General features: G+C 70.6%; 11 protein-coding genes. 5 read left to right on the top strand and 6 right to left on the bottom strand.

What is annotated here, in order from left to right:
- Positions 1-24: 24 nt before the first annotated feature.
- From HCN51_RS12885 to HCN51_RS12875, 3 genes are all read left to right on the top strand, one after another.
- Positions 25-906 carry a hypothetical protein gene (locus HCN51_RS12885; protein WP_168009889.1) on the top strand — a complete coding sequence of 294 codons (882 nt, stop codon included), beginning with the start codon at positions 25-27 and terminating at the stop codon, positions 904-906.
- Between the two features lie 121 nt (positions 907-1,027).
- Positions 1,028-1,984, top strand: a complete 957-nt coding sequence (locus HCN51_RS12880) for a zinc-binding dehydrogenase (protein ID WP_168009888.1) — start codon at positions 1,028-1,030, stop codon at positions 1,982-1,984.
- Positions 1,985-2,060: 76 nt separating this feature from the next.
- Positions 2,061-2,924 carry an oxygenase MpaB family protein gene (locus tag HCN51_RS12875; protein WP_168009887.1) on the top strand — a complete coding sequence of 288 codons (864 nt, stop codon included), beginning with the start codon at positions 2,061-2,063 and terminating at the stop codon, positions 2,922-2,924.
- A 372-nt stretch (positions 2,925-3,296) separates the two neighbouring features.
- Here the strand turns inward: HCN51_RS12875 and HCN51_RS12870 are convergent, their stop codons facing one another.
- From HCN51_RS12870 to HCN51_RS12850, 5 genes are all read right to left on the bottom strand, one after another.
- Positions 3,297-4,052, bottom strand: coding sequence for a PadR family transcriptional regulator (locus HCN51_RS12870; protein ID WP_080045371.1), 756 nt, complete (start codon positions 4,050-4,052; stop codon positions 3,297-3,299).
- Positions 4,049-4,852, bottom strand: coding sequence for a DUF4097 family beta strand repeat-containing protein (locus HCN51_RS12865; protein ID WP_168009886.1), 804 nt, complete (start codon positions 4,850-4,852; stop codon positions 4,049-4,051). Before HCN51_RS12865 ends, HCN51_RS12870 begins: the two co-directional genes overlap by 4 nt.
- 124 nt (positions 4,853-4,976) lie before the next feature.
- The gene (locus HCN51_RS12860; RefSeq protein ID WP_080045373.1) at positions 4,977-5,156 is read right to left on the bottom strand and encodes a DUF6104 family protein; all 180 of its coding nucleotides are present in this window, start codon (positions 5,154-5,156) and stop codon (positions 4,977-4,979) included.
- A 112-nt stretch (positions 5,157-5,268) separates the two neighbouring features.
- A complete protein-coding gene (locus HCN51_RS12855; protein ID WP_168009885.1) occupies positions 5,269-8,916 on the bottom strand; it encodes a multifunctional oxoglutarate decarboxylase/oxoglutarate dehydrogenase thiamine pyrophosphate-binding subunit/dihydrolipoyllysine-residue succinyltransferase subunit in 3,648 nt (1,215 codons plus the stop codon).
- A gap of 204 nt (positions 8,917-9,120) precedes the next feature.
- Positions 9,121-9,765: a B3/B4 domain-containing protein gene (locus HCN51_RS12850; protein WP_168009884.1), complete on the bottom strand. Its 645-nt coding sequence runs from the start codon at positions 9,763-9,765 to the stop codon at positions 9,121-9,123.
- 74 nt (positions 9,766-9,839) lie between these two features.
- Between HCN51_RS12850 and HCN51_RS12845 the strand changes: the two genes are divergently transcribed.
- A complete protein-coding gene (locus HCN51_RS12845; RefSeq protein WP_346433627.1) occupies positions 9,840-10,406 on the top strand; it encodes a helix-turn-helix domain-containing protein in 567 nt (188 codons plus the stop codon).
- Entirely contained in the window at positions 10,403-11,686 is a 1,284-nt protein-coding gene (locus HCN51_RS12840) for an MFS transporter (protein WP_168009883.1), read from the top strand. Before HCN51_RS12845 ends, HCN51_RS12840 begins: the two co-directional genes overlap by 4 nt.
- Here the strand turns inward: HCN51_RS12840 and HCN51_RS12835 are convergent.
- Complete coding sequence (locus tag HCN51_RS12835) at positions 11,634-12,479, bottom strand: glutathione S-transferase family protein (RefSeq protein WP_168009882.1); 846 nt, start codon at positions 12,477-12,479, stop codon at positions 11,634-11,636. The two genes, HCN51_RS12840 and HCN51_RS12835, sit on opposite strands and share 53 nt — an antisense overlap.
- Positions 12,480-12,483 lie beyond the last annotated feature (4 nt).

The raw sequence follows: 12,483 nt of genomic DNA, 5'->3' as shown, positions 1-12,483 counted from the left end.
CGGCACTACTCGGCTAGGAACGTCGTGGCTGACCAGTTCGACGTCATCGAGGCAGGCGAGCGCGGCCGTCGCCGGTGGATCGGGCTGGCGGTGGTCCTGGCGCTCCTGCTGATCCCGGTCGTCGGCCTGCTCGCCAGCCGGGACCCGGAGCCGGGGCCGGTGTCCGCGAGCCGGACGCCCTCGCCCATCACCTCCCTGACCACCATCGACAACCCGCCCAACATGCTGACCGCGCCGGTCAAGCACAAGGGCGGCGACGAGGTGATCCAGGTGGTGTTCCCGCACGGGGTGCGGGCCGAGGTGCGTTACCCGTCCGGGCTCAGGCTTGCCGCCATGGGGGTGCGGCCGTACCGGGCGGGGTGGATCGACGGGATGTTCCGGGAGTTCGTCGCGCCCTACGGAGGCGAGGCCGAGATCACGCGCGGCGGCCGGCCGCTCAGGAACTACGCGCCGAACGTGACCCTCTGGCCACGCCAGGCCGGCAGCGGCCAGTACGGGCAGGTGCTGCTGTTCGCGTTCGGGCCGTGGCGGGTGGCGATGTACGACCGGGGTCAGGGGCTCACGTTCGACCAGCGGACGGCGCTGGCGACGAGCCTCAAGGGGCGGGTGACCAAGGACGGGTATCTGGTGCTGACGGCGCGCGGCGGGGTGCAGCTCGCCGAGCCGGGCGAGTACGCGCAGGGGGAGCCGATCGGGCCGCAGCTGTGGTTCGGCGGCGGGGCGGGGGAGACGGTGGCGCTCGTGCCCACGCCCGACTGCGCGAAGCGGGCCCGGATGCCCGGGGTGGTCCAGGGGCGGGGGCGGCGGGCCGAGATGGTGTGCCAGGGAGACGTGCTGGTGGCCGCCAGCGGGCCGGCGTCGTTCCGGACGAAGGCGATCTCCGGGATCCGCGTCACGATGAAGTGAGCTTTGGTTTGCCAGGGGTGTGGTGCTCGGTCGTCCTGGGGTGGATGGTCGGGGGTGGTGGGTTGGGTCGGTGTGGTGAGGGTTCGGGGTTGAGGGGTGGGGGCTGAAGTAGGGTGCGGCCATGTTCGCCGTAACCGCCACACAGACCGATCCCGACAACCCGCTCGCCGGCCTGACGCTGGGCGAGCGCCCCGAGCCGAAGGTGCCCGACGGGTGGACGACCGTCTCCGTACGGGCGGCCGCGCTCAACCACCACGACCTGTGGACGCTGAAGGGCGTCGGCATCAGGCAGGACCGGCTGCCGATCGTGCTGGGCTGCGACGCCGCCGGCGTGGACGAGGACGGGAACGAGGTCATCGTGCACTCCGTGATCGGCACGGGTGCCGACGAGACGCTCGATCCGAAGCGGACGCTGCTGTCGGAGGTGTACGACGGCACGTTCGCCGAGCGGGTGGCCGTGCCGCGCCGCAACCTGGTGCCGAAGCCCGCGGCGCTCAGCTTCGAGGACGCGGCCTGCCTGCCGACGGCCTGGCTGACCGCGTACCGGATGTTGTTCGACAAGGCCGGGCTGCAGCCCGGCTCGACCGTGCTCGTGCAGGGGGCGGGCGGGGGAGTGGCGACGGCGCTGATCGCGCTCGGCCGCGCCGCGGGCTACCGGGTGTGGGCGACCAGCCGTTCGGAGGAGAAGCGGGAGCGGGCGCGGGAGCTGGGCGCCGACCAGGTGTTCGAGCCGGGGGCGCGGCTGCCCGAGCGGGTGGACGCGGTCATGGAGACGGTCGGGCAGGCCACGTGGGACCATTCGCTCAAGTCGCTCAAGCCGGGCGGGCGCATCGTGGTGTCGGGGGCCACGAGCGGCGCGGTGCCGCCGGCCGACCTCAACCGGGTCTTCTTCCTGCAGCTCTCGGTGGTCGGCACGACGATGGGGACGCGGGAGCAGCTGGGGCGGCTGGCGGTGTTCCTGGAGCAGACGGGGCTGCGGCCGGTGGTCGACCGGGTGCTGCCGCTGGCCGAGGCGCGGGACGGCTTCGCCGCCATGGAGGCCGGGGAGATCTTCGGGAAGGTCGTCTTCACGGTTTGAGTAAGTGAAGGGTTACTTGTGACCCTCCTGGGTGATACAAGAGGAATGGGGTTGTAGCACCCAGGAGGCAGTCATCATGGACGTTGAGCCGTTCGGCCCAGGTTCGATGCACTGGGACACCGCCGGCGAGTACCGCAACCTGCTCGTGGCCGGCAGCGCGCTGGTCCTCCAGACGATGCATCCGGCCGTCGGGGCCGCGGTCGCCGAGCACTCCACGTACAAGGCCGACCCGTGGGGGCGGCTGGAGCGCACGCTCGCGTCCGTGCAGAAATGGGTCTACGGCGGGCCGGACGGCCCCGCCGAGGGGCAGCGGCTCAGAGAGCTGCACAAGCCGATCAGCGGGGTGGACGAGCAGGGCAGGCACTACCACGCGCTGAACGGCGAGGCGTGGGCGTGGGTGCACCTGTCGTTGTTCGAGCGGTTCATCGCGCTCAACCGGTACTTCGGCACGCCGTTCACGCCGGCGCAGGAGCGGCGGCTCTACGCCGAGTCGCGGCAGCTCGGGGCCATTCTGCGGGTGCCCGAGCGGGAGATGCCGGCGGACCTGGACGCGTTCTGGCGCTACTTCGAGGAGATGGTGCGCGGGCGGCTGGAGGCGCACGCGACCGCGCTCGACGTGCTGACGGTGATGCGCGGCACGCCCGCGCCGCCCCGGTTGCCCGCGCCGCTGCGCCGGCTGTGGACGCCGGTGGGTGCCGGGGCGGGCGAGTTCACCTACTTCGTCACCGTCGGCACCCTGCCGCCCGCCGTGCGGGAGAAGCTGGGGCTGCGGTGGACCGCCCGGGAGGAGCGGCGGTTGCGGCATCTCGGGCATGCGGTGGCGATGGTGACGCCGCGGCTGCCCGAGCGGCTGCGGTACATGCCGATCGCCTACCACGCCAGGAGGGCCGCGCGCAGCTCCCTCCGCCGCCGCCGACACGCGGGACGCCTTTCCGCCTGACCAGCCGACGGCTCGGAGCCGTGCCTGGCGCGCCGCCGTGCCTGGCGCGCCGGCGTATCTGGCGGGCCGGCGTATCTGGCGGGCCGGCGTATCTGGTGAGCCGGCCGTGCCTGGCCAGGCGCGCGCCCACCACGCCTGCCGGGCCGACGTGCGGAGAGGCCTGCGGCTGGCAGAGGCAGCGGCTGGAGGAGGAAGCGGCTGGAAGGAGGCGATGCTCCTCCGCGGGGCAGGCAGGGTGTGGTGCTCCTCGGTAGGGGTCGGCGAGGAGATGGCGCTCTCGGTGGGGCCCGCGAGAAAGTGGTGCCCTCAGCAGGCGTCGGGAGGAGGCGGTGCTCTCCGCTGGGCCGGGGAGGGGTGCGGCTCCCCGGTCGGTCAGCGGTCGAGGATGTCGTGGATGCGGCGGGTCGTCTCGTCGAGCGTCGTGCGGAGCTCGGCCAGCTTCTCCGGCGTCAGCCGGGCGTTGGAGGCGTCCTCGCGCGCCCGCGCCACGAAGTCGGCGAGCAGCTCGCCCAGCTCGGCGTCGAGCTCGGCCCGGTTGGCGGAGGAGCCGCCGGCGGGGGTGCCGCCGAGGGTGGTCCAGACTTCGGACCAGATCCGGCGCCACTCCTTGGTGAGCCGCTCGCCTTCGTCCTGCCAGTGGTAGGCGTGCTCCATCCACTGGCGTTTCTGCTGGTCGCGCAGCCGCTTGAGCTCTTCCTTCTGCTTGTCGCGCAGCCGCCGGGTGTCCTCGGCGGCGCCGGTGCGGACGTCTTTCGCCATGCGGGTCAGCTCTTCGCGCAGCGACTTGACGGTGTCGCGCACGTCCTCCTTGACCTCGCGGGCGATGTCGCGGACGGAGGCGGAGATCTCCTGCTCCAGGTCGTCGAGCTCGTCGAGCCGGGCGTTCAGCTCCTCGCGGCCCTTGTCGGTGATGGAGAACACCTTCTTGCCCTCGACCACCTCGTGCGTGACCAGGCCCTCCTCTTCCAGGCGGGCCAGGCGCGGGTAGATGGTGCCGGGAGAGGGCGAGTAGACGCCGAGGAAGCGGTCCTGGAGCAGCCGGATGACCTCGTAGCCATGGCGCGGGCTCTCTTCCAGCAGCTTGAGCAGGTACAGCCGGAGCCGGCCGTGACCGAAGACAGGGCTCATTCCTTCTCTCCCTTGAGCAGCGTGACCTCGCCGGAGACCGTGATCGCCGACAGGGAGGCCATGCCGCCACCCAGCCGCCCCGACAGCGACTTCGCCGCGGGGGCGCTCGTGTTGGACAGTTCCTCGAACGTGCTGACCAGCCTGCCGGAGGTGGATCTGATGCTGACGTCCGCCTCCACGTTCTCCGGCAGCCTGACCAGGATGTCACCGGAGACGCTGTTGAACGTGACGTGACCCGTCGGCCGCAGGGTGAGATCCGCGGTGATCCGGCCGGAGACGGTGTTGGCTTTCAGCCGGTGGGGGACGCCGTCGGCGACGGTGAGGTCACCGGAGATGCTGACGAACGACAGGTCGCCTTCCATGGCCCGGGTCTCGACGGCTCCTGACACGGTGTTGGCGGCGACGTCGCCGCTGACCCCGTCGAGGACGACGTCACCGGAGACGCTCTTGACGTGGGTGGATCTCTCGAACCCGGCGAGGACGGCGGGTGCGGACACCACGCCCGCCTTGACCCGGCAGCTCTTGGGCACGGCGATGGACAGCACGGATCGGCGCCGGTCGCGGCGCAGCCAGCCGAGCACGCCGTCCCAGGTGAGGTCGCGGTCGGCGACGGTGAGCGAGCGGGTGGCCTCGTCGTAGGTCACGGTCAGCGGTGAGGCCGGCTCGATCTCGGCGATCTCCAGGGTGGCCGGGCCGTCGCTGGCGAGCACGTCGAGCCGGCCGGCGACGATGCGCACGTCCAGCGACTCCACGTCGCCGAACGTCAGCTGTCCTGGCTCGTCGATCGTCCATTGCTGCATGATCCCCCGCCCCTCTCTAGGCGACACCGGTTCTCCACAACTCACGATATGTCGCGTCTCGATGAATCTCAAGATGTATCGCGTTATTCGAGACTACGGCTTCGCGAGGGAAGTCGCGGGGCGCTCAGTCGTCCTCGTCGTCGTCGAGGCGCGCCAGCCAGGTGGCCAGCCGCTCGATCGGGGTCTCGAACTCGGGATTGAGATCGACGAACTCGCGCAGCCGCTCGCCCAGCCACAACAGGCTGACCTCCTCCTCGCCGCGGCGCTCGACCAGCTCTTCGATCCCCCGATCGGTGAAGTACATCGCTCTCCATTCGCAGGTTCAGACAGGGGCCCGGACCTGCACTTTAGCCTGTCCGGGCAGCAGCGAGCCCCCGGCCGCGAAGCGGCGGGCCGGGGGCTCGGACGACGGTGGCTCAGCCGAAGATCTGGTGCAGGATCTCCTCGAGCTCCGTGTCGTGGGAGTTGTGCGACCCGGTCGCCGGCGAGCTGTTGGGCGTGCGCGACACGCGCCGCACCGCCCGGCCCCCCAGCGTCTGCGGGTCTTCGGCCATCTTGAGCGTGAGGTACGGCCACGGGCCCATGTTGGCCGGCTCGTCCTGCGCCCAGATCAGCTCCACCTGGTCGCCGTACCGGGACAGCTCGGCGGCGAGCTCCTCGGACGGGAACGGGTAGAGGCGCTCCAGCCGCACGATCGCGACGTCGTCGCGGCCGTCCTTGTCGCGCCGCGCCGCCAGGTCGTAGTAGAGCCTGCCGGAGGTGAGCACGACCTTGGTGACCTTGGCCGGGTCGGCCGTGGCGTCGCCCAGGACCGGCTGGAAGGAGCCCGAGGTGAAGTCGGACGCCTTCGACGTGGCCGCCTTGTGGCGCAGCAGCGACTTGGGCGTGAAGACCACCAGCGGCTTGTGCCGCTCCGACTCCACCTGCCAGCGCAGCAGGTGGAAGTAGTTGGCCGGGGTGGTGGGCTGCGCGACCGTCATGTTGTCGAGCGCGCAGACCTGGAGGAAGCGTTCGATGCGGGCCGAGGAGTGGTCGGGGCCCTGGCCCTCGTAGCCGTGCGGCAGCAGCAGCACGACGGAGGACTTCTGGCCCCACTTCTGCTCGCCCGACGAGATGAACTCGTCGATGATCGTCTGGGCGCCGTTGACGAAGTCGCCGAACTGCGCCTCCCAGCAGACCAGGGCGTCAGGACGGACGACGCTGTAGCCGTACTCGAAGCCGAGCGCCGCGAACTCGCTGAGCAGTGAGTCGTAGACGTAGAACTTCGTGGTGCCCTGGTTGAAGGTCTTGAGCGGCGTGTGGTCGGCGCCGGTCATGCGGTCGACCAGGACGGCGTGGCGCTGGGTGAACGTGCCGCGCCGCGAGTCCTGTCCGACGAGGCGGACCGGGTGGCCGTCCATCAGCAGCGAGCCGAAGGCCAGCGTCTCGCCCATCGCCCAGTCGATCGCGTCCTGCTCGACCATCTGGCCGCGGCGCTGCAGCACCGGCGCCAGGCGCGGGTGCGGTGTGAAGCCCTCGGGGAGGTTGAGCTGGGTGTCGACGATGCGCTTGAGCGTCTCGTGCGTGATGCCGGTCGGCGTGTCGTCGTGGGACCACTTGACGACCTCGGTCGGGGGCACCCGCATCGCGGCCGCCTCGGCCGGCTTCTTCGCCGCCTCGCGGGTCTCGGTGAACGCCTGCTCCAGCTTGGCCTGGTAGTCGCGCAGCGCGGACTCGGCCTCCTCGACCGTGATGTCGCCCCGGCCGATCAGCGCCTCGGTGTAGAGCTTGCGGGTGGAGCGCTTGGCGTCGATCAGGTCGTACATCAGCGGCTGGGTGAAGGCGGGGTTGTCGCCCTCGTTGTGGCCGCGGCGGCGGTAGCAGATGAGGTCGATGACGACGTCCTTGCGGAACGCCTGGCGGTACTCGTAGGCCAATTCGCCCACGCGCACCACGGCCTCGGGGTCGTCGCCGTTGACGTGGAAGATCGGCGCCTGGATCATCCGCGCCACGTCGGTCGCGTAGACCGAGGAGCGGGAGGAGGCGGGCGAGGTGGTGAAGCCGACCTGGTTGTTGACGACCACGTGCACGGTGCCGCCGGTGCGGTAGCCGCGCAGCTGCGAGAGGTTGAGGGTCTCGGCCACGACGCCCTGGCCGGCGAAGGCCGCGTCGCCGTGGATGAGGACGGGCAGGACGGTGAAGCCCTCCTCGCCGCGCTCCAGGAGGTCCTGCTTCGCGCGGACGACACCCTCCAGGACCGGGTCGACCGCCTCTAGGTGGGAGGGGTTGGCGACCACGGACGCGGTGATCGTCTTGCCGCTCGGCGCGGTGAAGGTGCCGGTGGCGCCGAGGTGGTACTTCACGTCGCCGGAGCCGTGCGCCGTGCGCGGGTCGATGTTGCCCTCGAACTCGCCGAAGATCTGGGCGTAGGACTTGCCCACGATGTTGGCCAGGACGTTGAGGCGGCCGCGGTGCGCCATGCCGATGACGACCTCGTCGAGGCCCTCGTCGGCGGCGTCGCTGATCACGGAGTCGAGCAGCGGGATCAGGGACTCGCCGCCCTCCAGCGAGAAGCGCTTCTGGCCGACGAACTTCGTCTGCAGGAACGTCTCGAACGCCTCGGCGGTGTTGAGCCGGGACAGGATGTTGAGCTGCTCGTCGCGCTCGGGCGACTTGTGCGGCTTCTCCACCCGCGCCTGGATCCAGGCCCGCTCCTCGGGGTTCTGGATGTGCATGTACTCGATGCCGACGGTGCGGCAGTAGGAGTCACGCAGCACGCCCAGGATGTCGCGCAGCTTCATCAGCGGCTTGCCGCCGAAGCCGCCGGTGGCGAACTCGCGCTCGAGGTCCCACAGCGTCAGCCCGTGCGACTGGATGTCGAGGTCGGGGTGCTTGCGCTGCTTGTACTCCAGCGGGTCCGTCTCGGCCATCAGGTGGCCGCGGACGCGGTAGGCGTGGATCAGCTCGATCACGCGCGCGGACTTGGCCACGTCGTCGTCGTGGGTGGCCGAGATGTCCTGGACCCAGCGGACCGGCTCGTACGGGATCCGCAGCGCCTCGAAGATCTCGTCGTAGAAGCCGTCCTCGCCGAGCAGCAGCCGGTGGATCTGGCGCAGGAAGTCGCCCGACTGGGCGCCCTGGATGATCCGGTGGTCGTAGGTGCTGGTCAGCGTCATGACCTTGGAGACGGCCAGGCGCGAGAGCGTGTCGGGGGAGGCCCCCTGGTATTCGGCCGGGTATTCCATCGCGCCGACGCCGATGATCGTGCCCTGGCCGGGCATGAGGCGCGGCACGGAGTGGACGGTGCCGATCGTGCCGGGGTTGGTGAGGGAGATCGTGGTGCCGGAGAAGTCGTCGACGCCGAGCTTGCCGGCGCGGGCCTTGCGGACGACCTCCTCGTAGGCCATCCAGAACTGGCGGAAGTCCATCTCCTCGGCGCCCTTGATGGAGGGCACGAGGAGCTGGCGCTCGCCGTTGCTCTTCTGGACGTCGATCGCGAGGCCGAAGCCGACGTGCGCGGGCTTGACGAGCGTCGGCTTGCCGTCGATCTCGGCGTAGGAGTAGTTCATCTCCGGCATGGCCTTCAGCGCCTTGACGATCGCGAACCCGATCAGGTGCGTGAAGGAAACCTTGCCGCCGCGGCCCCGCTTGAGGTGATTGTTGATCACAATGCGGTTGTCGATGAGCAGCTTGGCCGGGATGGCCCGCACGCTGGTCGCCGTCGGGACCGCAAGGGAGAGGTCCATGTTGGCGGCGGTGCGGGCCGCGGCGCCGCGCAGCTTGACCTCCTCGGCGCCCTTGGGCACCGGGGTGGCGGGCTGCTTCGGCTTTTCGGCCGCGGGTGGCGCCTTGGGTGGCGCCTTCGGGGTCTGGGGAGGAGCGGGCGCGGTCACCGTGCCGTTCGCCGCCTCCCTGACCGGGGTTCGGCCCGGTCCGTAATCAGGGTTGTAGTCAGCGAAGAAGTTCCACCAGGCCTTGTCGACAGACTCTGGATCTTGGAGGTACTTCTGGTACAGCTCGTCGACAAGCCACTCGTTCTGACCAAAGCTTGCCAGCGGGTTTGTCCGCGACGACTCAGACGACACGGCGGAAATCGCCCTCTTCCGCAGATCGGCGTTGATGTTAGAGAACCTGTCCAAGGCTACTCGCCCGGACTGGCAGCGCGCGCCGAAGGACCCGTGCCGCCTCGAACGATCCTCTCAGGACCGCGCAAAGAGGTCACGCGCGCCTCGTCAATCCGGGTGGTGCAGCGTTTATTACTCTTTGGTATCAACACCGGGGGGTGAGGTTTATTTCCCGCTGGACAGGAGCCGGCTGGAGATGCGCACCTCGGGGGACAACTCGGTCAGAAGCTCCGAAAGCTCCTCTCCTGCCTGCTTCAGCTCCTCCAAAGACATCGGCTCAAGGCGCTCCAGCAGGAAGATCGCGTTGGTGGTCTCCTCGGTGAGGCGGGTGCGCACCACCTGGCGCCAGTTCCATCTCCTACAGGTGACACCGATGTCGTCACGCCAGATCACCTCGCCGGGCTCGGGCTGACCGAGCGCCTCCTCCGACGCCTCGTCGCCGCTCGCCCGCACCAGGCGCGCCGGGCCGACGTACTTGTCGAGGTCTTCGCCGCCGATGGGCAGCGCGTGCTTGACGCTGATCGCGTTGTACGCGTCGACGACCCGGTTGATCTCCGGCAGCGGCATGCGCCTGGTCAGGGCGTCGACCGAGGGGCGGGTGCGCTGCGGCTTGGCGCCGAACGCCCGGTAGGCGTCCTTCCAGGCGTCGATCTTGTCCGTCGGCACCTCCACCGCCGAGGCGGCCGCCAGCCAGGCCCGGGAGCGGTCGTCGGTGGGGCCGTTGCGCAGGCCGTGCGCGGTCACGATGAGCACCGCGAAGTCGGGGCGCAGCGCCAGGACGGAGTCGTCCACCCAGATGTCGTCGAGCATCCCCACAGTCTAGGAGAGCGGGCAAACCGCAAAATCCTCTTTGCAAAATCGTCTTTGCGATTTACGGTGAAGGGGTGGAAGAGCATTACAAGATCAGCGACCCGCAGGTGCTGAGAGTGGTCACCCACCCGCTGCGGGCCCGGCTGCTCGGCCTGCTGCGCTCCGACGGCCCGGCCACCGCCAGCGAGCTCGGCCGCACGGTGGGCGAGAGCTCCGGCTCGACCAGCTACCACCTGCGCGAGCTGTTCAAGCACGGCTTCATCGAGGAGGACCCGGAGCAGCGCGACGGCCGCGAGCGGCGCTGGCGGGCCCGGCACCGCTACACCTCGTGGAACAGCCGCGAGATGGCCGTGACGCCGGAGGGCCGCGAGACGGTCAAGGTCATGCGGCTGCTCCAGGCGGAGCTGCTGGGCCGGGTCACCGAGGAGTTCGACGAGGCCGGCTGGTCGCCGGAATGGGTGTCGGCGGCCGGTATGAGCGACCACATCGTGGAGCTGCCGCCGGCCGCGCTGGAGGAGTTCGCCGCGCGTACCGGGGAGATCCTGCGCGAGCTGGCCGCCCGCCACGAGGGCGCCCCCGACGGTCAGCTCGTCCACATCTGGGTGGGGGGCTTCCCCCGCAAGCGGAGGGAGGAGCCGTGACCACACGGTCGGCGTTACGGCGCTACCTGCTCGTCAGCTTCCTGACCTGGCTGCCGCCGGGGCTCATGATGGCCACGATGGTCCTGCTGATGACCGAGCGGGGTCTCGGCCTGGCCCAGGTCGGGCTGGTGGTGACGGTCTACTCGGTCGTGACCGTGAGCCTGGAGCTGCCGACGGGCGGGCTGGCCGACGTCGTCGGCCGGCGCATGGTGCTGGCGGCCTCGGCCGCGTTCACGGTGGCGGGGCTGGCGCTGATGAGCGTGTCCACCACGTTCTGGATGTTCCTGCTGAGCGGGGTGTTCAAGGGCGTCGCGCGAGCGCTGTCCAGCGGTCCCGCCACCTCCTGGTACGTCGACACGCTGCACGCGATCGAGGGGCGCGGGGCGGACCTCAAGCCCGGCCTGGCCAGGGGCGGCGCGATGGAGTCCGCGGCCCTGTGCGCGGGCGTGCTGGCGGGCGGGGCACTGCCGCTCCTGGTGCCGCCGTCGCTGATGCTGCCGCTGGCCGCGCCGCCCCTCGTGGGCGCGGTGGCGGCGCTGGTGCTGCTGGTCGTGGTGGTGCTCGCGCTGCCCGAGCCGGCCCACCGGCGTCGCTCGCCGGCCGGTGTGCTGCGCGAGGTGCCCGCCACCGTGGCCGGCGGCATCCGGCTGGCGCTGGGCGGCGTGCTGCTGCGCAGGCTCATGCTCGCCGCCGCGGCGTCCGGCGTGGTCCTGACGTGCATCGAGCTGCTCACGCCCGGCCGCCTGGCCGAGCTGGCCGGCACCGCCGAGGAGGGCAGCCTGGCCTACGCCGTCGTCGCGGCGCTGGGGTTCGCCGGCAGCGCGGCGGGCGCGGCGCTCGCGCCCCGCGCCGCGCGCCTGGCGGGCGGGTCGGCCAGGGGCGCGATCGCGGGCACGGCGCTGACCGCGCTCGCCGTCGGCGCGCTGGCCGCGACGGCGGGGCTGGCCGGTCTGCCCGGCCTGCTGAGCGCCGGGCTCGCCTACGTCGTGCTCTTCGTCGGCGTCGCGGTGACGGGCGTGCTCTGCCTGGAGCTGACCCACAACGCGGTCGGCTCCGCCGAGCGCACGACCGTCACCTCCACCAGCTCGTTGTCCCTGCAGTCGGGGGGCATCGCGGCCAACCTCACGCTCGGCTCGCTGGCCACCCAGGCGGGCCTCGCCGCCGCCTGGTCCGTCGCGGCCGCCGTGATGCTGGTCTCGGCGCTGCTGTTCGTGCGGATGCCCGCGCCTACAGGCTCCAGTCCAGCTCCGGCCCTACCGGCACGATCCGGCTCGGGTTGATGGTGGTCTGGGTGATGTAGTAGTGGCGCTTGATCTGGTCGAAGTCGGTGGTCTCGCGGAAGGCCGGGATGGCGTACAGGCGGCGCGCGTACGCCCACAGCGCCGGATAGTCGACCAGCCGCCGCACCGAGCACTTGAAGTGCCCGTAGTAGACGGCGTCGAACCTGGCCAGCGTCGTGTAGAGGCGCACGTCGCTGTCGGTGAGCGTGTCGAACAGGAACTCCGACTCGGCCAGCCGCACCTCCAGGAAGTCGAGGGTGGTGAACACCCGGGCCACCGCCTCCTCGTAGACCTGCTGGTCACGGGAGAAGCCCGCCTCGTAGACCGCGTTGTTGAGCCCGTGGTAGAGGCGGTCGTTCATGATGTCGATGTCGGGGCGCAGGCGTTCGGGATAGAGGTTGGGCGAGGTGCCCCACGTCGTCTCCAGGTCGAGCGTGATCTGCGGGAAGTCGTTGGTGACGATCCGCTTCTCCTGGGTGTCCCAGACGCAGGGGACGGTGTAGCGGCCCGTGTAGCCGGGGTCGGTGGCGTGGTAGAGCTCCGACAGGTACTCCGGGTCGCCACCGGGGACACGCCAGCCCTTCTCGTCGCGGATGGGGTCGACGATCGTGACGTCCAGCAGGTCTTCCAGGCCCAGGAGCTTACGGACGATCAGTACGCGCTGCGCCCACGGGCAGGCGTAGGACGCGTAGACCCGGTAGCGGCCGGGCTCGGGTGGGCCGAGCCGATCCGTGAAACGGTTCGGCTGCCGGACGAAGCGGCCATCATCGTTGATCTCGCGGCTCAGCTTCATGCCC

Origin of the sequence: Nonomuraea composti, from assembly GCF_012034275.1 — a bacterium.
Classification (GTDB): Bacteria; Actinomycetota; Actinomycetes; order Streptosporangiales; family Streptosporangiaceae; genus Nonomuraea; species Nonomuraea composti.
This window is presented reverse-complemented; position numbering and strand designations above follow the sequence as displayed.